The organism is Acinetobacter seifertii (assembly GCF_000368065.1).
GTDB lineage: Bacteria > Pseudomonadota > Gammaproteobacteria > Pseudomonadales > Moraxellaceae > Acinetobacter > Acinetobacter seifertii.
In genome coordinates this window covers 1,460,903-1,484,223 of sequence record NZ_KB851200.1, presented here as the reverse complement: position 1 = coordinate 1,484,223, position 23,321 = coordinate 1,460,903, and the positions used below count along the sequence as shown (strand labels likewise).

General features: G+C 34.4%; 18 protein-coding genes, 1 tRNA gene and 4 pseudogenes. 6 read left to right on the top strand and 17 right to left on the bottom strand.

Annotated features, from left to right (window positions below):
• Positions 1-4: 4 nt before the first annotated feature.
• Together F985_RS14440 and F985_RS14435 are read right to left on the bottom strand one after the other, a co-directional pair.
• Positions 5-1,030: an IS30-like element ISAba125 family transposase gene (locus F985_RS14440; RefSeq protein WP_001988464.1), complete on the bottom strand. Its 1,026-nt coding sequence runs from the start codon at positions 1,028-1,030 to the stop codon at positions 5-7.
• A gap of 56 nt (positions 1,031-1,086) precedes the next feature.
• Positions 1,087-1,482: pseudogene (locus F985_RS14435) on the bottom strand (TetR/AcrR family transcriptional regulator); the annotation flags it as partial.
• Positions 1,483-1,758: 276 nt separating this feature from the next.
• Here F985_RS14435 and F985_RS14430 point away from each other — a divergent pair.
• Complete coding sequence (locus F985_RS14430; protein WP_004702120.1) at positions 1,759-2,622, top strand: heme oxygenase-like domain-containing protein; 864 nt, start codon at positions 1,759-1,761, stop codon at positions 2,620-2,622.
• Between the two features lie 506 nt (positions 2,623-3,128).
• Here F985_RS14430 and F985_RS14425 read toward each other — a convergent pair.
• From F985_RS14425 to F985_RS14415, 3 genes are all read right to left on the bottom strand, one after another.
• Positions 3,129-3,845, bottom strand: a complete 717-nt coding sequence (locus F985_RS14425; RefSeq protein WP_004702118.1) for a LuxR family transcriptional regulator — start codon at positions 3,843-3,845, stop codon at positions 3,129-3,131.
• A 418-nt stretch (positions 3,846-4,263) separates the two neighbouring features.
• The gene (locus tag F985_RS14420) at positions 4,264-4,671 is read right to left on the bottom strand and encodes a hypothetical protein (protein ID WP_031944489.1); all 408 of its coding nucleotides are present in this window, start codon (positions 4,669-4,671) and stop codon (positions 4,264-4,266) included.
• A gap of 867 nt (positions 4,672-5,538) precedes the next feature.
• Positions 5,539-5,615, bottom strand: a tRNA-Ile gene (locus F985_RS14415).
• 160 nt (positions 5,616-5,775) lie between these two features.
• Between F985_RS14415 and F985_RS14410 the strand changes: the two genes are divergently transcribed.
• A complete protein-coding gene (locus F985_RS14410) occupies positions 5,776-7,002 on the top strand; it encodes an integrase family protein (protein WP_004702115.1) in 1,227 nt (408 codons plus the stop codon).
• Positions 7,003-7,255: 253 nt separating this feature from the next.
• On the opposite strand, the gene F985_RS14405 is transcribed toward F985_RS14410, so the two are convergent.
• Positions 7,256-8,155: a LysR family transcriptional regulator gene (locus F985_RS14405; RefSeq protein WP_004702113.1), complete on the bottom strand. Its 900-nt coding sequence runs from the start codon at positions 8,153-8,155 to the stop codon at positions 7,256-7,258.
• A gap of 89 nt (positions 8,156-8,244) precedes the next feature.
• Between F985_RS14405 and F985_RS14400 the strand changes: the two genes are divergently transcribed.
• Positions 8,245-8,682, top strand: coding sequence for a PACE efflux transporter (locus F985_RS14400; protein ID WP_004702112.1), 438 nt, complete (start codon positions 8,245-8,247; stop codon positions 8,680-8,682).
• Positions 8,683-8,741: 59 nt separating this feature from the next.
• Here the strand turns inward: F985_RS14400 and F985_RS14395 are convergent, their stop codons facing one another.
• The 3 genes from F985_RS14395 to F985_RS14385 form a co-directional block, all read right to left on the bottom strand.
• Positions 8,742-10,157: a purine-cytosine permease family protein gene (locus F985_RS14395; protein WP_004702109.1), complete on the bottom strand. Its 1,416-nt coding sequence runs from the start codon at positions 10,155-10,157 to the stop codon at positions 8,742-8,744.
• Between the two features lie 252 nt (positions 10,158-10,409).
• Positions 10,410-10,874 (bottom strand): hypothetical protein, encoded by a 465-nt coding sequence (locus F985_RS14390; protein ID WP_004702108.1) that lies wholly within the window; start codon positions 10,872-10,874, stop codon positions 10,410-10,412.
• Between the two features lie 114 nt (positions 10,875-10,988).
• Entirely contained in the window at positions 10,989-11,918 is a 930-nt protein-coding gene (locus F985_RS14385; RefSeq protein ID WP_004702105.1) for a DMT family transporter, read from the bottom strand.
• A 94-nt stretch (positions 11,919-12,012) separates the two neighbouring features.
• On the opposite strand from F985_RS14385, the gene F985_RS14380 reads away from it, so the two are divergent.
• Positions 12,013-12,864, top strand: a complete 852-nt coding sequence (locus F985_RS14380; protein WP_004702104.1) for a LysR family transcriptional regulator — start codon at positions 12,013-12,015, stop codon at positions 12,862-12,864.
• Positions 12,865-13,817: 953 nt separating this feature from the next.
• On the opposite strand, the pseudogene F985_RS25705 reads toward F985_RS14380, so the two are convergent.
• The 6 genes and pseudogenes from F985_RS25705 to F985_RS14345 form a co-directional block, all read right to left on the bottom strand.
• Positions 13,818-14,836, bottom strand: a pseudogene (locus F985_RS25705) (fimbrial protein).
• A pseudogene (locus F985_RS14370) lies at positions 14,833-15,606 on the bottom strand (fimbria/pilus outer membrane usher protein); the annotation flags it as partial. The pseudogenes F985_RS25705 and F985_RS14370, both read right to left, overlap by 4 nt.
• Before the next feature lie 3 nt (positions 15,607-15,609).
• Positions 15,610-16,769 (bottom strand): IS3 family transposase gene (locus F985_RS14365; RefSeq protein ID WP_085945698.1). Its coding sequence is split into 2 segments (ribosomal slippage): positions 15,610-16,535 and positions 16,535-16,769, totalling 1,161 coding nucleotides; the frame shifts between segments, so codons are not numbered across the junction.
• Between the two features lie 53 nt (positions 16,770-16,822).
• Positions 16,823-18,610 (bottom strand): annotated as a pseudogene (locus F985_RS14355) (fimbria/pilus outer membrane usher protein); the annotation flags it as partial.
• A gap of 54 nt (positions 18,611-18,664) precedes the next feature.
• A complete protein-coding gene (locus F985_RS14350) occupies positions 18,665-19,405 on the bottom strand; it encodes a fimbrial biogenesis chaperone (protein WP_004702091.1) in 741 nt (246 codons plus the stop codon).
• A gap of 73 nt (positions 19,406-19,478) precedes the next feature.
• Positions 19,479-20,015 carry a fimbrial protein gene (locus tag F985_RS14345; RefSeq protein ID WP_004702089.1) on the bottom strand — a complete coding sequence of 179 codons (537 nt, stop codon included), beginning with the start codon at positions 20,013-20,015 and terminating at the stop codon, positions 19,479-19,481.
• Positions 20,016-20,459: 444 nt separating this feature from the next.
• Here F985_RS14345 and F985_RS14340 point away from each other — a divergent pair, with 444 nt between their 5' ends.
• Both F985_RS14340 and F985_RS14335 read left to right on the top strand, forming a co-directional pair.
• Positions 20,460-20,810 carry a hypothetical protein gene (locus tag F985_RS14340; protein ID WP_004702088.1) on the top strand — a complete coding sequence of 117 codons (351 nt, stop codon included), beginning with the start codon at positions 20,460-20,462 and terminating at the stop codon, positions 20,808-20,810.
• A 64-nt stretch (positions 20,811-20,874) separates the two neighbouring features.
• A complete protein-coding gene (locus tag F985_RS14335; protein ID WP_004702086.1) occupies positions 20,875-21,087 on the top strand; it encodes a hypothetical protein in 213 nt (70 codons plus the stop codon).
• Positions 21,088-21,129: 42 nt separating this feature from the next.
• On the opposite strand, the gene bioB is transcribed toward F985_RS14335, so the two are convergent.
• Positions 21,130-22,119 carry a biotin synthase BioB gene (gene bioB / locus F985_RS14330; RefSeq protein ID WP_004702085.1) on the bottom strand — a complete coding sequence of 330 codons (990 nt, stop codon included), beginning with the start codon at positions 22,117-22,119 and terminating at the stop codon, positions 21,130-21,132.
• 87 nt (positions 22,120-22,206) lie between these two features.
• The gene (queG, locus tag F985_RS14325) at positions 22,207-23,307 is read right to left on the bottom strand and encodes a tRNA epoxyqueuosine(34) reductase QueG (RefSeq protein WP_004702082.1); all 1,101 of its coding nucleotides are present in this window, start codon (positions 23,305-23,307) and stop codon (positions 22,207-22,209) included.
• Positions 23,308-23,321: the final 14 nt, after the last annotated feature.

Sequence of the window (23,321 nt, the reverse complement as noted above, 5' to 3'; positions counted from 1 at the left end):
GAATTCAAACATGAGGTGCGACAGTTTCAAAAGCCATATGATAATCAACAAGCTGAGCAAATTTCTCTAATGGTGTAAGCCAATCTAACGCCTTTCTAGGACGAGTATTCAGTGACATGGCAACTTGATTTAAATAATGCTGATCTGCCTGATTTAAATCAATCCCTTTAGGTAAATATTGCCTAATTAAACCATTCATATTTTCGCATGTGCCTTTTTGCCAGGGTGAATGTGGGTCACAGAAATATACATCTATGCCTAAATCTTCTTCGAGTATTTTATGTTCTGACATCTCACGTCCACGGTCATAGGTCAACGTTTTACGCAGTTCTGCAGGTAAATATTTCAGAGCTTCAGTTAAAGCCTTGCGCACTGATTCTGCCTTTGCATCAGGTAATGTTGCCAAGATACAGAGCCGTGTATTTCGTTCAATAAGTGTTGCTATCGAACTTTTATTGTCTTTACCTTTAATTAAATCAGCTTCCCAATGACCCGGTATTTTTCTTTCTTGAACTTCGGCTGGGCGCTCATGAATAGTTTTAATATCCTGTAATATAGAATCTTTTTTAGGTTCACCGTTAGCTTTTCGCTTTTTATTTTCATGACGTAGACAGGATAATAAGTCTTTTTTCAACTCACCCTTGGGTAATGCTCGTATCGTTGAATAAATCGTTGTATGGCTTACATTCATTGTTTGATCCAAATCAGGAAATGTCTTTAAACGCTTTGCTATTTGCTGAGGAGACCATAAACAACGGATCGCTTCAACAATAAATTTCCAGAGGATTGAATCGATTTTGAGTTTTCTGTGACCACGTCTACGTCTAGCAAAAGTGTTATCAGAAGCATATTGAGCTTGATAAACGTCATTGATGCTATTTCTTTTAAGCTCACGATAGATCGTACTAGGATGTCTTTTAATAAGTTCAGCAAATTTTCTGGCTGAAAAGCCTTCTTTTCTTGACTCAAGCATTAATGCAGTACGATCTTCAAAGTTAAGATGATGGTATGACAATTTTATATACTCCATAAACCCTTTAAATTAATTAGGTGGTTTATGTCGCACTTCAAGTTTTACTCTGCCCTATTTAATAAATTGATTAACCAATTTGTATATTCTTGAAATGGTTCTCGAATTGAAGTGTATTGTTTAGATACTTCAATAAATGCCTTCTTAAATAGGCAGCCGTTAAAGTTTTCACTGTTAATCCAGTCGATATACCAATTAAAAATCAGATGTATTTTTTCAAGTGGCTCTGCATCTGGATGTGCATTCAACCTTTCATAAATAGAATTTTGTATATTAATGTTTCTATGCTCTAGGCATTCCATGATTAAACTTTCTTTAGAGGGAAAGTATTTATAAAAAGTCATCTTGGCGACATTTGATTCAGCAATAATTCTATCTACACCCGTAGCATTATAACCTATTTTATTAAAAAGGTTTAAAGCAGTATTTATAATATCTTCTTTTTTTGACATTATTTTTCCATATAGTTAGAACTAATTATGAGTTGGCATAGCTTTTGATTTTTTAATCAATTTGATCATAATCAAAAACATAATTTGATTCAAGTTAATATTATAAAAATAATCTTTATTATTTTTAAATTTTTTTAAATATTCTATTTGATTTAATATAATTTTAATTCTAAGATGGATTTTTAACAAAAGGAGTTTGGATTTTAGCGTAATTCTTTGTTTTTAAAATAAAATATGGAAATCAGATAACTTTAATAAGTTTAACGAGAGTGAATTATGCCAAAAAAATTTGAGAACTTTAATAATCCTAGGAAAAAGGCACTCGCAGGGATGAAACAAAGCATTTCAGCTGAGCTTTGGGATAAAAATCTAAATTTTTTAAACCAATTAAGAGTTAAGATTTCAAAACATCCTGTTTCTCATCATCCCGCAATAGAAATTTTAAACAATGGAGAAATCAGTAAACAAAATTTAAAGCGTATTCATTTAGAGTATCGCCATGCAATTGTACAAACTTTTACAGATGCTTTATTAATGGCTCAATATCAGACAAAGCAATTAGAACCTAAATTGCATGCTGGAGCCAAAATGTTCCCGCGTTTTCTTTTAAGTCTGAATATATTTGATGAGTTCGGATTCAGGCCTGGTGCTGACCGAGATGGTTATTATCAAGGAAACCCTGAATATGCTCATTATCCATTATTTGAAGATGTTTTGAATGATTTTGGAGTAACTGAAGAGGAGCGTCGCAACTATAAGCCAACAGAAATCGCGCATCAGGTGAGAGATTTTTTAGAGAATTCTTATAATGACTATAAAGCTGTTTCTGCTTTATTAGCTGTGGCTGAAGAAGAGGTGATTTTGTATAGTCCACCTTTGCGTAAAGCAACCAGTGCTGTCGGTATAGATGTCGAGGGTGGTGGTTATTACCATGTTCATGGCATTTCTGAAGATGAAACTGCCGAGGCTGCAGATGATGATCATGAAGAAGATTTATGGTTCATTTTGATGCAGGCTTGTACTGAAGAAGACTATATTTATTTAGAAAATCTATGCCTTGAATATTGTAATTTGTGGGAAAAATTTTGGGATGTTCAAATGGAGATATCAAAATCAATGCCTAAACAAAATTTGGCTTAAGAATATCTCAAATATTGAACTCATAATTTATAATAAACATAAATACTAAAAGGAATATTGAAAATATGGAAATAGCAAAACTCTTTTAGTCTTTAAGTGAGCAATCTTTGAATCGTGTGTGCTATTCATTTGTATTTTAAGATATTCAGAATTATAAAACCCCCAAAATTAAATTTTTAGGGGGTTAAATTTGGCTAGCCAATAAATTAGAGAACTTAAATGTTTTTATTTAAACTTAGATTAATCAGTTGCTTATGATTTTTTCTATGCCATTAGTAATTGGGTTTAGTACTATTTAGGGGTAGATGTATTCTGGTCATTGTAAAATCGGAATATCCTTACAATGAGATTGTATTTGCATAATATTGTTGGTCAATTCAATCAATAAATATGAGTTTATCCCTAATATATTAATAATTTATAAGAGTTTACGATTGGCGGTGGATCTACATTATTTTTTTAAATGTTGATTTATATTAGCTTGCTAAATTGATTTCGATGCAAATTTATAGCAATCCTAGCATTATTGCTCGAATAACTGCTGAAATTTTATTGTTTACATTGAGTTTTTGCATTGCATTCACCACATGAAAAGTTACGGTTCTCTCACTAATAGATAGAATTAGCGCGATTTCTGAAGCAGTTTTTCCTTCTGCACTCCAACGCAATACCTCTTTTTCTCGGTTAGATAACTTAAGATTTAAATCACGGAACTCTTTGTCATTCACGATTTTGGCAAGACTACTATGCAGCATTTGAGCAAGCCAAAACATTTTTGAGGATTGCGATTTTTGTTCTTGTTCAGAAATTGGATCGGCTGATCTGGCAAGTGTGAGCATGCCTTGCGTACCAATTAAATCTCGACATGATTGTGACCAACCAACGCTCAAGCCAAATGATTGTGCTTCTTCCCAAAAATCTTTTAGTGATTGTTTGTTTGCTTTTCGGCTAGACCAAATAAGTGGTTTTAATGAGCTTAGACAATGGCGCACTGTTGGATCAATAACAATATACCGATGCTGAGCATAACGTTGCTGCCATTCTTCGGGATAATTATTTAATAAGATTAACTTAGGTTGAGTAATAGAGAGTGGGATATGCATGCCATAAGCACAATAATTATATCCCAGTTGCAAGCTAATGGACTTGGCTGTATCAAACAGCTGATCCGTATCTTTTGCATTTAAAGATGCAGAAAGCAGATCTTCTTGCCAATTTTCCATGTTTTCCCCTTGTCCTTAATACATAAAATTTTATTAAAAGTATTTGATTTTTATGGTCAAGTATTCCCTTGATAAGATTTTTATAACTGCAAATTATTGGTATTAATTGGTTAATAAACAAACTGCATGAGTGGTCCTTGCTGCTTTGACTTCGGTCTCACCAATTCACCATTAATAATATAATAGGTTTTAAATTGTATATTAATTATACATTATATTTAATCTTTAATTAAAGCTAAGTTTTTACCTACGAACAAAAGCTAATCATGAATAAGAAGTAAAAGCTCCTGTCTTTTAATTATAAATGATGCGTTTATTTTGATTGCCCTTAAATATGAAAATTCGTGTAGATGACAAAAAGTATGAATCTGCTGCACTATAAAATTATAGTGCAGCAGATTGATGTGATTGGTTAGATTTAACAAGAACCCCAAACAACACCAGACCAAACAGGATTGTTGTTAAGATAGAGTGTAATTTTTAAACCTTTAGGGATACCCCATGTTGTACAAACATCACCACAGACTTTTAGTGTGGCGCCAATTGGAATATTAATAGGAGATGGGAAGCAAATTTGCCCAATGATTGGAAAGTTGAAGCATATTTTGTTTGTTTTTGGATCATAAGAAGCTGAAACACAAGCTTGGAGGTTTAATGCTTGAACTCCAGCTGAATCTAGTTGGCTTTTGAGGCCTTCTACAGTTATATTATTTTCAGCTGTTAAGTTATTATTGTCACTTGCTAAATTAGCGTTTGCAGGTTGATTTTCAAATCCGACTTTTGTGTAGTCAGGGATCACGTCTTTTTCACATTGACATTTGCTCATTTTAATACTTCCTTTTAAATCTTCGTACTCATCTGGCTTTTCCGAAATTCGCCCCATTTATTTTTTGTGGTTTCTGGAATCCACAGTCACTCCGGTATGGAATGATTTCTTGTAGGTAGATGCATTTATAAGATTCCGTGATATCAATACATCTGCTTATTCTTTGATCAAAATTTAATGGTTTTTTTGAAAGGAAATAACTGTAATTTTTTACGGTTTTTAAGCAAAAAATGATGTTTTTGAGCTTTGAAAGGGGCAAGTTCAATCAGTTGAACTTTTTAACGATGATAAGAAGGTGTAATGGTTTAATGATGTAATTTTCACTGTTGTTTTTTCACAATCATTTATATTCGGAACTAAGAAAAATTCTTTAAAAACAAATATTTTTTGTTTTAAGCTACAAAGTATGGCTTTATTAAATAATGAAATAGACTAGCGTACTCATGATGGGTAATTGTCATAAGTGAAAATTTTTAACTACAGTCTGACGTGTTATTAGTAGGAAGTTGAGAACATTCATAGGGAGATGAATATAAATACTTTTATTGTCTATCATGCACAGTTCAAGAAAACATTATGAAACCGCTTGTGCTAATAGGAAAAGGGGTAAGTAGCTGAAATTTTAAATTTTCCGAAGATAGATCGTTTTACTTTCTTTTTTAGTAATGAGGTATTGAATGATAGGACAGATATTTAATACTGATAAGAAAGACAAGATATTTAAAAATTAAATAGTGTGAAGTTTGACCTATAAACCAACGGATTATTAAAATTATGAACCACTGAAAAGATATAAAGATCCAGATGTTCTGAAAAATAGAAGACATTAAAAAACCTCATAACCTAAAAGATTATGAGGTTCGAATTTGGTGGGCCCACCGTGACTTGAACACGGGACCAACGGATTATGAGTCCGCTGCTCTAACCAACTGAGCTATAGGCCCTATAAGAAAGAAAAGCTTTTATTCTCAAGGCTTTTCAGTGCCTGCAATACTAATCAATTTTTTGTTTAAACACAAGTATTTTTCAAAACTAGATATGCAGTAGACCTGAAAAATATTTTGATATATTGTTAATTATCACAAGCGATACGGATTTTAGCTTATGAGCACTTCACGAGTAAAGCTAACCAAGTCATTTATTGATCAACTTAAACTCATTCCAGCAATTTATCGCGACAGTGAGATTATCGGCTTTGCTATTCGTGTGAATAATTCTTATAAAACATATATTATAGAGAAGAAAATAAAGGGTAAATCTATACGTTGCAAAATAGCTGACTATGAAAAAATTACTCTTGAAGACGCACGTGTACTTGCACGGCAAAAGTTAAGAGATTTATCTGATACCAGTCTTGCTTGTATTAAAAATGGTGAAATATTAAAAAATAATTTAAATAAGGAATATTATCAGCCCACTCTAGCAGAGTCTTTCCAAGCATATATCGATCATCATAAACTGAAAGAAAGAACACTTGCTGATTATAAAGAAGTTATAGAAAAATACTTAATAGACTTGAAGGAACTTAAATTAATTTATATTACTGAACAAATGGTTATAGATAAGTATACTCAGCTATCTAAAAGTAGTTATGCAAAAGCCAATTTGTCTATGCGTGTTCTGCGAGCTATTTATCATTTTTCAGTAAAATATTATAAAAATACGCAAACAACAATCCCAATCATGAACCCGATTGCTTTGCTGAATTCAAGAGAAGTATGGCGAGAAATTCCAGTTCGAAATGATCATATTGATATAGATAATTTGAAAAAATGGGTTCATACAATAGTTGAATATAAAAATAGGGGGAAGGAGAATGAAACAAATAAAGATTTTTTATTCACGCTTGTCCTAACGGGACTTTTTAGAAATGAGTGTGAGTGTTTACGTTGGGAAGATCTAGATTTACATGAAGGAACACTTTCTTTTATAAATACTTATAATAATGAGATTTATAAACTTTATATGGGTGATTTTTTATGGCTTTTAATGAAAAAACGTAAAATGCAAATGGGGGGAGAGTGGGTTTTCCCATCTGCAAAATCTAAAACTGGTCATATTGTTAATATTTCTAAATTCCGAAAAAAGATAAATGAACAAAGTAATATTTCTTTTACTTTTCAAGATTTACGTAGAACATTTAATTTTATTGCAAGTAATTTAAGTAATGAACCTATATTTATAAAAAACACAAATGAAAAGAAAATAATATTAGAATCTGACCATGTTGTTCATGATCAAGATATGCGTCACAAAATGAATAGAATTGAACAAATCGTTTTAAGTTCATATAGAGATGAACTTATTGCATTAATGAACATCAATTCATAAGAACTTTTATTCTCAAAAATAAAAAAACAAAGAACCTACACCCCTTATCAAATAAGTCTAAGTTTTGTCTGTAAAACGCAGAATGAATATTTCTTCACATTTTTCACAACTATTTGTAATTGATGAATTTTATACTTGACTAAATCACTTGGAATTTATACAGTACCAGAGTATTTTCTCATAATTATTAATATTGCTTAGTCCTGAAATACAGTAAGAAGCCTATTCACTATGAATAGGCTTTTTGCTTTTTTTAATGGGTAAGCTTAGATAGGCTTGATTGAATAGTTTGAACCAGTTCTCTTGCAGCTTTTGATAAGGGTTTATCTTGGAGCCAAATAAGATAAATAGAGAGCGGCAAATAATTTTTTGTATTTTTAAAATCTAGTTGAACTAAATGCCCCTGTTCAATTTTTTCTTTTACTAAAGATAAAGGAAAATTTCCCCAGCCTAAACCTGCCTCAACCATATTAATAGCGGTTTGTAAATTATTGGTTTTCCAATACATTGCTCCAACGATTGAACGTGAGTCCTGCATATTTAATTCAGTACTTGCGACCACAATTTGTCGGATATTAATTAATTCTTCAATAGAAATGAGCTTGTTCTTTTGTTTTAAAAATGGATGATCAACAGAAATTGTGGCGACTAAAGTTTCATTCATAACTAATTGTAAGCTTTCACGCATTTTTATATTGAGATCTGAACCTGCAAGGCAAAGACTAATATTTTCTGTATAGAGCAAATTGAGTATATCGTCTTGTGGAGCTGTAATAATTTCTATATTGAGTAACGGAAATTTATCAGCCAATTGTTTTATCGCTTTAAGAAGTAAATCGGTGTTGGCATCTGAAACAACACCAATTTTCAGTTTACTTTCTAGTCCTAGAGAGAGCTCATACGCATGGGTACCTAATAATCTAAGTTGTTCAGCAATAATTCGTGCTTGAGGTTCTAATGCTAAAGCCGCAGAAGTAGGAATCACTTTACGGTGAGTACGTTCAAATAGATGATAACCAAGCTCTGCTTCGATATTGGCAATAGCCATACTCACTGCTGACGGTACTCGACTTAATTTGCGGGCCGCAGCGGAAAAAGATCCGGTATCTAACACAGTTAAGAAAAGCTCGATATTTTCGCTATTAAAATTCATTTTGATATCAGTACAACTGAAAGCTGTTAACTTTAATTGTGATTTTAACTGAAACTAAAATAAAAGTAAGTTAGAAAAGTTGATTGGTTATGCAAGGTTTAAAGCGTCGTATTGTTTATGTTTCTTCATATGAAGTTATTGGAATGGTAATTTCATCGGTAGGTTTAGCACTTTTGGCTGGAGACAGTGTAGAGCATACTGGCCCACTTTCAGTGATGATTACGACCATCGCGGTAACATGGAACTTTATTTACAACATTCTTTACGAAAAGTGGGAAGCTCGGCAAGACAGTAAGTCACGTACTGTTAAACGTAGAATCGTACACGCGATCGGATTTCAAATCACTTTAGTGATATTCTTAATTCCGCTTATTGCATGGTGGATGGATATTTCTCTCGTTGCAGCATTCTGGCTAGATGTTGCCTTTATTATCATCATTCCAATTTATACATTTATATTTAACTGGACGTTCGATAAATTATTCGGATTACCTGTTTCTGCACAGATTAAGCCTATTCAAGAATAGATAAAATTTCAAAGAGATATCAAAGTATTGATCTATTAACTTTGATATCTCAACTGAAATTATTTGATTTGTTCAAGCTCAAGATTTTTTGAAACTTTTATTTGAGCTCTTTTTGCTAGTACATAATATAAAATTGCAGTCGATAACAATCCAACTAACCATGATAAATCAATACCGCCTAACATCTCAGCAATTTGTCCTTTGTAGAATTTACTATCAATAAAGGGAAGCTGAAGTAATATGCCAAGAAAATAGCAACTAATACCAATGGTGTTCCAGCGGCCATATTTTTCATTTGGGTCATATAGTGCGTCTACATCACATTCTTCTTTAGAAATAAAATAATAATCAACTAAATTAATTGCACTCCAAGGAATGAAGAATGTCAGAAGAAATAAAATAAAAGCTTTGAATGCACTTAAGAAGGTATGTTCACCTACAACTGCAATGAACGTCGAGATTAAAACCATTGCAAGAACAATGATAAGTCGGGTTAGTTTTGAAATTTGTCCAGTTGGTTTAAAGCTATTCCAAATGGTCGCTATACACATAAAACTGCCATAAGCATTGAGTGTCGATAAAGTGACCTTCCCAAAAGCAATACTAAAATATAAGAAAGTAATGATGAGAGCGATGGGATTCATACCTACAACATACTGAACTTCATTACTAACAAAATTACCATTTGAGACCTGAGCAATTAATACGCCAAGTGTCATGGAAATTTGTGAACCGATCAAAGAGCCAAGACCAACTGCCCAAAATACCGGAGTTGAAGATGTTTTTGTTGGTAAATAACGCGAGTAGTCGGCAACATAAGGCCCGAATGAAATTTGCCAAGAAGCCGAAAGAGAAACTGCTAATAGAAATGATGACCAGCTAAAGTGGCGTACAGCAAGCAATTCTGAAAAATTCGAGAGGGCCAAAATTTGAGTAAGAATAATAACAAAAGCAATTAAACCGATAATGCTTGCGACTTTTCCTACCCAATGAATCAACCGATAGCCAATCGTTGCAAATGCAATAATGAAACAAGCATAAATTAAAATACCTGTTGTATTACTGACTTGTGTAAGGTGTGCAAGTGCTTTGCCTGCGAGTACTTCACCAGTTGCGGTAAAGCCAATATACATCAGGCAAACCAGAATAATAGGAATACATGCACCATAGACCCCAAATTGCACCCGACTCGAAATCATTTGGGGAAGGCCAAGTTTTGGTCCCTGAGCTGCATGCAAAGCCATAACAGCCGCACCAAAGCACTGTCCAATAAATAGTCCAATGATTGACCAAAGCACATCACCGCCTAATACGACGGCTAAAGCACCCGTGACAATCGCTGTAATCTGTAAATTAGCACCAAACCAAAGGGTAAATTGGGCGAATATACTGCCGTGCCTTTCATTTTCAGGAATAAAGTCAATACTGCGGTTTTCAACAAACCCATTTTTAGATGTTCCTGTTGCTGAATCCATATAACACTCTCCTTATCCTTTAAGAGCTTTTCTTTTATTTGAGTCTATTTTGTACAAACAAATACAAACATGTATATACAAGTAATTCTAAAAAGAAGCAATGGGTCAGTGAAATCACATTTATAAAATTTTTACGTCTATAAGTTTAAATACGATGGAAAATTCAACGGGGCTATAATCATTTTTATAAGTATGAAAATGTTTAATCAAAAAGTTAATTTTATAAAAAAGCCCTCCAATGAGGGCAGATAGTCAGACTTCAGCATCAAGAATGGTCTGAAAAAATTCAGGTAGTTCTGAAAATTGAACTAATTGAGTTTTATCATCATGCTTATAATAGTATTGATAATGTGGTGTTTCAAAAGCACTATCGAGATATTGAGTTGCATCGGAAAATTGGGCTTTGGCAACAGGTTTGTCTTTTTTAAATTTAACAATGATAGGATTTACAGAGTTTAATTTAACGGGTACACCATTTTCAAACTTGGCAGTTTCAATGAGTAAAGAGATTTTAAAGTCACCAAATACAGCACAAAATTGGCCTCCTTTTTCTGTTTTAATTTCACGATCGTGAAACAGTTCTTTAAATAAATCTTTTAACGATTCTCTGTGCTTGTCTAAGGCTAATTGAAAATCATGATCTTGCTGTTCTAGTTTCTCTTGCTCTTCTTTTAGCAATTTGGCCTGTTTTTCGATTGTTGTAAAATCCAAATTCATCTTAATTTCTCCTTGTTGTATTTTTAAAACTATATATGGCAGCCATTTGTTAAGTTTTAAAGAAACATACAATCTTTGTTACAACGCAATAATTAAGATGAATTTGTGTGACTACTATTTCGTACAAGGTTTAGCCATAAGTGTCGGACGCTTAATGTGAATAAATCCTCCACTACTTAGAACACCGAGCATGACCAAAACAGTACCTATAAGCTGCCAGATATTAAGTGCCTGACCAGCCAATAGTGCCACCAACATGCTAAAAACTGGAACAAAGTTAAAAAAGATTGATGCTCGACCTGCGCCTAGTTTTTGAATGCCATTAAACCAAAATAAATAAGCAATCATGGTAGAGCAAATAATGACGTAACCCATTGCCAAGTGTGCAGTAATTGGTGCCATAACTACTGCTTTGATTGGATGTTCGAAAATTAGGCTTAATGTGATTAAAGTCAAAGCACCGAACAACATAGAAAAAGTTGTAGTTTCTAGAGATGTAGCATTTTTTACATAGCGACGTGATAACACATTGGCTAAACAAAAACTGATACCACCGAGTAAGATAAATAAGTCACCGATTGCTATTTTTAAATGAAGTAGCGTTGATAGATGACCATGACTAATAACAAAAAGCACTCCACTTAAACCAAATACAACACCAATAGATTTAGCAAGTGTTAATTTTTCTCCATCAAGCAAAATTGCTAACAGTAGAGTAATCAGTGGAGTAGTTGCCATGATTAAAGCACCATTGACTGCCGATGTTGTTTGTAAACCGTAGAAACAGCCTATATTAAAACCAGCAATACCTATAATTCCAATAAGCAGATAGATAAGTAAATTCTGCCGTAAAGCATCCCAACGCAATTTACCCGTAGCCGAAAAAATAATAAATAGCCCAAGGCTTGCAAGTGTAAAGCGCTCAGCTGCTGCTGAAAGTGGAGGCATATGTTGGATGATATAAGACATTGCATTAAATGCTGAGCCCCAAAACAGCATTGTGATTACAACGCCTGTATAGGCATAAACCATTGTTTTATTCATGATGGGACTCCGAAAAAGAATGTCTCTATTCTGAGTAATCACTTAAAGGTGTACAATTCCATATTAATTCATCTTTGATGTGAAAATTTGCACAATGATTGATTGGGAAAATTTACATTACTTTTCAGTTTTTTCAGAAGAGAAATCACTTTCAGCTGCCGCAAGAAAGTTGGGAGTCGACCATGCTACTGTTGCAAGAAGAATCGCACAGTTAGAGCAGAACTTAAAATTAAAGCTAGTTGATCGTAGGCCACGTACATACGTACTTACTTCAGATGGAGAGCGGCTTGCTAAAGTTGTAGCTCGTATGATGGAAGAAACTTTTTCTATTGAGAGACTTGCTCAGGCTGGACAGCAGGAAGTTACAGGTACTGTTTCTATTAGTATGCCTCCGTTAACTGCTGCTCACCTCATCATGCCTCAGCTTGGAAAGTTTTATCGCCATTATCCGCAGTTAAAATTACGTGTACTTGGTGATGTTCACTATGTATCTTTGCTGCATAGCGAAGCGGATATAGCTGTGCGATTTGGACGACCTAAAGATGATTATTTAGTTGCTCGTAAAGTTGGGGAAATCCCTTTTGGAATATATGCTGCTCCAAATTACTTAGCTGCTACGAGTGAAGAAAATTATGAATGGATTAGTGTGGAGGTCGGTGGTGTACATGGACAAAAACAACAAAAATTAAAAGAAAGATTAAATAATAAAGAGCCGATTATGATGACTAATCATCCTGAGTTGCAATGGAGAGCCGCATGTGGGGAAGTGGGTTTAGCTGTTTTACCTGATTTTTTAGGTGGTCTTGGTAACTTAGAGAAACTTCCAGATGACCAGCCGATGAGTGCAGAAATCTGGTTGGTGACTCATGAGGATTTAAGGCATAGCCCAGCTGTGCGAGTAGCAATTGATTTTCTTGTGAGTTGTTTTGAGTCTTTTAAAGTCTAGATTTCGTTAATTAAAAATGAGTTTATATTAATCAATTTAAAAGCTGCTGTAGTTCAGCAGCTCCTTCAATTTGACAGATCTTCCAAAGCTCACTTTTATTGCTCTACGTAAATTAGATTGGTCCCGATCAGAGTTAAAATTAATGTTTTAGTGCTTCTGGTTGCGACGTTACTTAAACTATTCAGGGAAGTGACCTGCATCTTCTCGCCCTTGTTTTAAAGCTAGAAAAAAACATAGTAGAAAAAGTAAACCAATAAAAAATAAGAAAAAATCTAGATTGCTAATACCAAAACCAATTGCCGAAGCCCCTAAGCTTAATAATAAAATGCAAAATATTTTCCAAAAAATGAGCATGCTGTTTTGTTGTAAACACTTGAAGTTAGACTGTAATTGAAGAATATTTAAAGATTTTTTTATGTTTTTTTTCTTATAGGTTGTGTAAAACTTTATAATTTTTAGACTTTAAATACAGTGAAATGACATTCAACATTAAAAAAGACGATGTAATAGATTTTTTAGCTATATTGAACATTAATCTTTGTAAATTTCAAATTTTCTTAATTAATAGAATGGTAATTCTTTAGAAAGTCTGTAGAATAGTGATATTGAATTTTATTTTTAATTTAATTGTATTTAAAATTAAACAGTTAGGTGTGTTTATCAAACCTTTGTTAAAAAAAAGGCTTGATATTTAAGTTAAATTTTGGAATTATAGTGATGCAAATTGTGATCTATTTCCCACAATTTGTATTTCAGGTTAAGTGGTTATCACTAATGCTCATTGGCTTTATTCGCTTATGAGCATTTTTTTAATTTATTAGTTAGTAAAATTTAAAAATTGTCATTATTTAAAATCCTTTTTGTTTAGTGTTAATTAAAAATAATAGTTTATATAGCTTGATTCACACTACAAATAGAGACGTAATAAAACTCAGTTTTGTATAAGTTTACTGCTAATCATATTGAATGGTTACAGTTGCATTAGCTTTGACTTCACCCGCTGTAACAGTAGTTGCTGTTTGATAGTAAAGTGCTGTTAAAGGCACATCATATTCTACAGTTTGATTAGAACTTACAGTACCAATATCTAGTGGGTTCCCTTTTTGAATAGGGCTGTTCGCACCATTCATATTCCATAAAAGCTCTACACCAACGCCGTTCGCTTTTGTTGAATCAGCAGCACTATTATTAATAACCTGATTATTTGAGCTATCCGAATTATAGTCAAAGCTTAAGCTCAATGAATTGCTGGTAGGTACTCCTGAGTTATTCTCGCCTCCATTACAAAGAATAGATAGGTTAAAGTTTTTTTCACCTTGCGTTGAACCAATAGCTCTAAAACCTGATTTTGTTACTGTGGGAAGTTGCACAACAGTATTTGGACCATTTTGAATTTCACAAGATGATGATGCAATTAGAATAGGGGAGCTACCTAGTACTGTGGTTGTTAAGAACGGACGGTTTTGTTGTCCTGTCACATAGTAGGTACTGTATCGACCCGCCACCAATGCACCAGAACCTGTAGTGGCAGCAGTTTTAATAATTTCCAGAACAATGTAGCCTGGTGAAAGTGTATAGGTTGTGTGAGGCGTCAATGTAAGTTTATAAGGGTAATAGCCAGAAGCGTTTGAAGAGTCTGTTACTTCACGATAAATTCGAATGCCTATACCAGGAATGTTTGTAGCATATACATTGTTGCCTATTGAGCTAATTGGATAATTTAGTGGTAATGCTGCTGTAATTTGGTCACCTGGACGGTTACACGTTGCCGTAGAATTATTTGGCGAAATCGTAAAAGTATTTTTTGTAGAACTGTGCCTATTGGATCAGTCGGACGAACGATAATCGTACCAATTGTTATAGGAATATCTACTGTAGTAAAACCTTTGCTTAAAGTGCAGTTTGCATAAGCTTGGTTATAAATAAATAGACTAGTTACTAATAAGCCACTTTTCATTAGTACTTTTTTCATTTGCAGATTGCCTCTGTCATAATAATTGATTGTTTTTCCTGAGAGATTTTTGATTGAATGTCATATTCAAGTTGACATTCCTCATTATTCCTTTCACCCCACCTCACATACAGATGATCGTGGATTAGAGGTGTACGTAAATAAATTCGACTACCTTGGGCGACCATCCCAACTAATTCTTTGTTTTGGTTAAAAACTTGTGCTGCAAAAGGAAGATGAGTACCCGTTGAAGTTTGGGTATTAATGAAAAGTGCATATCCAGTTTTTGTCGAGAAATTTACCTTGGTGATGGATCCAGCATAAGGTGCTATACGATGACTTGTTTCTGAAAGCTCCACATTTGAAGGCATGCCTTGAGGATCTAAACTAATGTCATTTAAGCGATAAGGCGTAACATAGGGAATAACAGCATATCCTTGCTTATTAATACTTAAACCTGTTGTATTACCTACTCGTGCACCAGTAGCCTCAGGAGCATAGATCAATACCATCGTTTGGGCCTGGTCTGGTCCAAATAAAATACCTTGAGAGTGGGCAACAATGTTTCCATTTAAATTGATAATTTCTTGTTGATATGTATCGGATTGACTATAAGAAGCCCCTACGGTGGTGTAGTTAGTACGATAGTTGCCATTAATATTTATGTTTGTCTGAGCTTGATCTTGATAGGTAACGGATGAACCATAGTCGAAGCGGTTGCCGATATAACCACTCATTCCTAAAGTTTTACTATCTTCTGAAATAGAGCTATTAAAATTAACTGTATTCTGATCCTAGACAGTATCGTGGACAACAAATCCCTCTAAATTCTTAAAATATTTCTTCTCAAAGGCTTCAGGGCTTAACCAGCCATTTGCAGAATGTCTTCTGACCCGATTGTAATAAATCTCAATATAGTCAAACAAGACAGCATTCGCTTCTTTTCGAGTGGCAAACACACTGCCATGGACCACATGACCTTTCAATGTATGAAAGAAGCTTTCAGTCACTGCATTATCCCAACAGTTTCCACGTCTAGACATACTCTGAGTACAATCATTTGTCAGTAACAGCGCTCTAAAATCACGACTACAGTACTGTGAACCTTGGTCCGAATGAACCATAACACCAGTTGGATAACCCTGACGAGCCATTGCATAGTTAAACGTATCACACACCAACTGGCGGTCTATTCGATGGCTGGTTTGCCACCCCACGATACGACGACTAAATAGATCCAGCATCACACATAAATACAGCCAACCTTGCTTGGTACGGATATAGGTAATATCCGTTGTCCAAACCTTGTTAGGCTGAATGACTGTAAATTGACGCTCTAACAGATTGGGTGCTGTAGGCAAACGATGGTTTGAATCAGTCGTATGCTTGTATTTACGCGCAATCCTGCTGCGTAAACCCAGATTTTTCAGCATTCTTCCAACAGTGCGTTCACTCATGCTGTAACCTAAATCATGCATGTCATGTACCAATGAAGGTGCACCCAATCGTGCATGATGCTGCCAATATACGGCTTTTAAATCATTATATTTCTCTACCGTATTGGCCTGACGTTTTCGCCAGGCATAATAGCCTGAAGTGCTGACACCTAGGTATTTACAGGCAGAAGATACCGTGACTTCATTCATATCTAGATCTTGAATTACCGTGTACTTTTCTTGGCATGATCTGTTAGAAAGTACACATGCGCTTTTTTTAAGATGTCATTGGCTTCCTTGAGCTGTTTGACTTCTTTCTCTAATTCCAAGATCCGCTGTTGTTCTGGTGAAAGTTGACGTTTGCTTGAACCCACTGGATTGGTTTCACGAATCCATTTGTCTAAAGTTGAATAACCCACACCTAATTTCTGGGCGATTGCAGCTATAGGCTCGTGTGAGTTTGAAAGTGCATAATCAATTGCTTGCTGTTTAAATTCAGCACTAAAACGTTTGGCCATTTCTTGGATCTCCAAAGTTAACGTTACGTTATCTTTAGAGGGAAGTACTGTCCATTATTTTGGCTAGGATCATTCTTCTTAAATTTGAGTGGAAAGGATAATGACAATAAATATTGTGTTTCATGTCCTGAATCCTGTTTTTCTAAGTCAAGTTCATGCCTAACTGCAGAAATACTGTAAGTTAAATCTTTAAACTGATTACTGTATCCAAATTGAAATTGTTGATTACGATTAGGTTGATTCCAGTAATTAATCCAAGAACCCACTAAGTAAAAATTACCCCATTGGTTCGGAAGACCTTGGTTTAATGTGATCTGAAATTCACTTTTTTGTTTCCCTACTGAAAAACTATCTATATTTCGTTGGTGTAAATCTTGGATTAATATTGAATCTCTTAACTTTAAATAATTTTCTGTTGAATATCTGTATGTTGCTACAGTTAGGTTAGTGCGAGTTGGGGTAAATAATCGATTGTAACTTAGACGATAACTTTGCCCTTTGAGGGTAGGACTTTGGTCAAAATCAGCTTTTGATTGAGTTACATCAAATGCAATTGCACCAATTGGTGTCGCAAAAGCGCTACCTATTAAAAATGACTGATAATGTTCAGCAGATTGAAAACCTGCATAGCTTGTTAAATAGTTGTTTATACCTCTTTGGTATTTACCTTGTATCAACCACGGTTTTAAATCGATATTCGCATCTCTAAACTGCCCTAAGGTAAAAGAATATCGACTCATTTTGGGACGAAGCATTTCTACTACAGATGCATAGGGAATAGAGAACTTTTGAATCTCTCCATTTGTTTCGTGTACAGAAACTTGGAGTTCACCACCAAAACCAGTGGGATAAAGATCGTTGATTTCAAAACTTCCTGGGGTAACGGTAGTTTGATAAATTAAATTTCCCTGTTGGCGTACCTCTACTTTTGCATTGGTTTTTGCATAACCTCGAATTTGAGGAGCATATCCAAGCATACTGTTCGGAAGCATGCGGTCATCACTTGATAGGTTAATACCCCGATAAGGAAGAGCCTCAAGAAAATTACTATTTGTAAAATAATCTCCTACAGTTACGACGCTATTTAATTGAGGAAAGGCTTTTTGGGCGTAGGTATTATTTGATGTATAAGAAGAATTCTTATTCTGTATTTCATTATGATCTTGCCATTTCCATTGTCCAGTATGGCGTAATTGCCAGTCGTACAAATTTATCCCAACATTTGTACTCATAAAAGCATGATTTGTTTCATGATCATTATTTACAATGCGATAAGCAGAGGCATTGTATGAAAAAAAAGCGGCGTTTATGCCACGATCCCATAAGCGTGGATCGACATATCCTTGAGCATTTTTCTGCAAAGCGACCTGTGGGATTGAAATATCAAGCCTAAGACGAGCCGTATCAAATTGATAAAAGGCATCTTTAATCCATTTTTCTAAATCATTACAAATAGGTAAATTATTTGCTTCTCTATCAAGAATTTCTGATTTAACCCCATATTCTAAAAGCATATCTGCCGTAAAACAGGTTTTTGCATTTTCATTGGAATTTATGGTCTTAAAGAGAAACTTTCGTTTACCGAACCATTGTCCATTAATATATACATCAAGACTATATTCGCCAGGTAAAATAGGGTTGCCGTATTTAAATCGACCAATATCAATTTTCTGCGCATTTCCTACTAAAAAATTAGTATCAAAGTCAGCTTTTAACGCATTTTCGTTATTCATATTGTCAGAAGCATATACAGCCAAAGGCACATTAATTGCGATGCTTAACACTAAATAATATGTACTTCGCTTTTTTAAGCAAATATGGGGTATGAACCACTCTGACATCATCTTTATGCCTATTCATGGATAGGTGTTTAAATTTAAAAATTTTAAATAAAATTAGAACTTGATTACTTGTTCAACTCGGCCACCGTAATCATTTATGTAAACAAAACGCATATTTGTTATATTGCTATTTTTAAGTTTTATGTGATCTTCTGAAAAAGGAGAAAGCATTAAACCTTGCTTTAACAAATCTATTTTTTGATGATTTACTTCTTGAAAAATCGAACTTAATGTAACGTGAAAAGGTGTTGGGTTTTTAATAAGCAAATTATCTTCATTTTTTATCCATTGAATTTTTTCACCCACTGTATCAATATTTTCTTTTAAATTTACAGGTCGATAAAAGAATTTAATTCGAGAGCGTATAGCTAATTGAAGGAAATTATTAGTTAATATTTCACTATTTTCTTGTTTTTTCCCTTCTGGTCTTGGGGGAATATCTAATACATTAAGCCAAAATATACTTTCCTTATTTTGATTTAATTGTGATGCATTGGGTAATGCCGTAATTCTTAAAGTTTGCCATTTAGACGGTTCGACTCTTGAAATAGGAGGTGTAATAATAAAAGGTACATTCGACTCATCTGGCGTAGATTTTGGATTTCCATCATCAATCCAAGCTTGAATCAGTGAAGGTGTTGTTCCGTTATTGCTTAGCTGTAAGCTAACTTCTCGAGCATCCGATGGATATACTACACGCGTGCCATGTAGTACTACTTCAGCATGTGCTGTAATAGCAATAGCTGCTTGAAGACAAATCATTCCCCAAAAAAATTGACGACCACTAAAAAGCATGAGTCATATTCTCAATAAAATAAATAATAGATGAGATATAGCTTCTATTTGATAATAGAAGCTGATTTTTAGTTTATTGATAAATAATGGTGTATTTAACTTGTGAAGTTACGGTACCAGCAGTCGATACACCCGTCGCATAATATTCAGCATAGTAATTAAGGTCAGCGTTACCACCAGCTGAAACATCTACCCACTGTGAGTTATCTTGTGCACCTGAAGCACCTTTAGCAAGTACAGGAATTACTGCATTATTACTTCCTAATAACTGAATATTGACATTAGTAGCCGCACCAGTTGTTGCTTGGTTTAATAAGCGTCCACTATTAAAATCGACTGTTGCACCCGGTTCAAAATAAGTTGCAACTTTACCAGCTGAAGCGCAATTCGTTAAATTGATTTGGAAGGGAGTACGTCCAGCAATATCACCAACATTTTTTAAAGATTGAGATGATACTGTAGGTAAATTTACGGTTAGATTTTTATCACCTGTATCGATCGTACAAGTATTATCGGTTACTAAGCCATTAATAGTAATTGTGCCATCAGCAGCCTGTGCAGTGGCAATATTAAAAATAGAAGTTGCTGCTATAAAAATAAGCTTTTTCATAAATTCCCCAGAATATTTTATAAAGTAGATTTATTACTCTTCAGTGCTTTTATTCTGATCAAGTAACGCCGTGGAAATATAGCACCTTTCAAGTAAAAAACAAGAATTACATTATATTTTTATGTATTTTGATTGATTGTTTTTTATGTGAAATTTTGTTTTAAAATTTAATTTATACCAGATGGTAAAATAATTAAATTTTATTTTATTAAAATAAAATTGATAATAATTTTCATTTAAGTTGTTGAATTTAAGAAATTTAAGTTTTTCTTTAGAAAACAATATAAATTATTTATAAAATGTTTTTTTAAGTATATGTTTTTTATTAATAAAAATAATTTGTTTATGTTGTATGAAGATATTTGTTTTTTTAAGAATTTTTTAAGGTTTAATTCCTAGTGTTTTAGTTGTGATTCAATAAAAGATCGTCTGGAGTTTATTTCCATGAACAGCATGAAATACAGTTATAAACCAAATTATTTTTTCTTTGCCCATAAATTAGTCTTATTCTTAAAGGACTATTTACTTAAACATCCCACAGAACAGAATACGACGTTTAATTTACAAACAATTTATGACATCTTTAGTCATGATTTAGCGTCTAGTACAACGAATCTTGAGGGTATTCTAAATATTGCGGATGAATACGTGTTTGAAACTGAAGAAGGCTTACTTCCATTGATTAGTAAGCATTCAATCAATCTTAAGAATCATGTGCTATCTTTAGAGTTTTCTCCTCAGGCTTTAGCAAGTTTGTTATCGGGACATTCGCTTGTGAATCCTAAAGCTGCTTAGACTCTCTTTTAAGGTAGGGTTAACTCATATAGAATTCATAAATATTTATTTTTAAGAGTGATTTATGAGTAAAGACTTTAAAGCCTTAACTTATATTGCGGATGAGAACGTAGCAGATACAGTGACTTGGCTCATGCATCACCAAGATGTTTTTGAAACTTTCCACTTTGATGTGCTGAGCCAAGAGTTATCGGTTACACATGCAGCAGGTAGGGATATTATTCGAGTTGGAACTTTTCTGAATGCGACTTATGGAATACTAGTAACATCTATATAAAAAAAGCCCTGAATGATCAGGGCTTTTAAATTCTTGATGCTATTAAGCACTCATCGCATCTACTGATAGATCAGCAACAGTTGGTTTTGGCTTTTCAGCAGTTAAACCAAGTTTGTTAAATAATGCTTGGTCTTTACCTTCACCAGCATTTGGAGTGGTAAGCAATTTATCACCCGAGAACAGAGAGTTCGCACCTGCCATAAATGCTAAAGCTTGATCTGAATCACTTAAAGATTCACGGCCTGCAGAGAGACGGATATAACTATGTGGCATAATGATACGAGCAACTGCAATAGTACGGATCCATTCAATTACATCAAGCTTTTCAACATCAGCTAAAGGTGTTCCTTCAATTGGAACGAGCATGTTAATTGGCACAGATTCAGGATGAATCGGTAAAGTAGCTAGTTCATGCAATAGACCAATACGATCTTCACGACTTTCACCTAAACCCACAATACCGCCGCTACAAACTTTCATACCAGCTTGACGAACATAATCAAGTGTATTCAAACGATCATCAAAAGTACGAGTACTGATAATGTGAGAATAGTATTCACGAGAGGTATCTAAGTTATGGTTGTAATAATCTAAACCAGCAACTTTTAGGCGCTCAGCTTGAGATTGATTAAGCATACCTAAAGTCATACAGGTTTCCATACCTAATGCTTTAACTTCGCGTACCATTTCTAAAACATAAGGCATATCGCGTTCATGTGGGTTACGCCAAGCAGCGCCCATACAAAAACGTGAAGAACCTGAATCTTTTGCAGCTTTCGCTTCACTAATTACTTTTTCTACAGCAATACGCTTTTCTGCTTCTAGTTTTGATTCGTAATGTGCCGATTGTGAGCAGTATTTGCAATCTTCAGGACATTTACCCGTTTTAATAGATAACAGGGTACTGACCTGAATTGTATTGGCAGTGAAGTGCTCGCGGTGTACTTGTTGAGCCTTGAAAACTAAATCCAAAAAAGGTTGTTCATATAAAGCTTGGATTTCTTCACGATTCCAATCATTACGTAGAGTCATTGTCATATCCATGATGATGGCATTAATTCACTGTACATAATCATACAGAATTCGTATTAAAGCTATAGGGCAAAAAACATCATTTTTTTAATTTGATCGCTGAAGTTGATTAAGTTGCTGCTCAATTGCCCAATCAATATGCACATTAACGATTTCGTCATGTAGATTTTTGCCTTTGTGTAGCTGATCTACAATTTCTTCTGAATATAGCGCATTACCCATTCCAATAGCGATATTGCGTTTAAATGATTGATAACCTGTACGACGTATAGGGCTACCTTCGGTATTGGATAAAAAAGTAGCTTCATCCCACTGCCAAATCTCGAGCAGACTAATGTTATCTAAACCATGTCTAGGGTTAAAATCGGTAATTGAAGCTTTTTTTGCAAAGCTATTCCAAGGGCAGATTAACTGACAGTCATCACAACCAAAAATTCGGTTACCAATACCTGCACGCAGTTCTTCAGCAATAATTCCTTTGTATTCGATAGTTAAGTAAGCAATACATCGTCTTGCATCTAGCATATAAGGCTCGACAATCGCTTGCGTTGGGCAAATGTCGATACACGCGCTACAAGAACCACAATGTGCTGTTGCTGGCTCATCAAAAGGTAGGTCGAGTGATGTAAATAGCTCTCCTAGAACGAAAAATGAACCTGACTTTTTATGAATGAGCAAAGTATGTTTACCTGTCCAGCCCATTCCAGCACTTTCAGCCAGTGATTTTTCAAATATAGGTGCCGAATCTGCAAAAGGGCGTGATTCAAAATCTCCGACTTTTTCACGAATTCGTGTTGCTAAAGTTTTTAATCTACCACGCATCACCTTATGGTAATCACGGCCACGTGCATAACGCGCGATAATCGCTGAGTTCGGTTCAAATGGGACATATCGTGGTTTTGGAGATTCCACCAAATAGTTCATGCGTACGCAAATAATACTTTTTGTGCCCGGAACTAATAAGGTCGGATCAGCTCGCTTTTCTAGGTTTTCTTCTAAATAGCTCATATCTGCATGATAACCACGTTCAAGATACTCTAAAAAACGTGGCATTTGCTCTTGAGCATCTGGTTTAGCAATGACACAATCAGCAAAACCCAAGTCTAATGCTTGAGCTTTGATCCATGCTTTTAGTTCATAAGGATCAATTTGTTGCACTGCAATGCGTGATGTGTCGGAAGATGTCATAAACCAAAATGCAA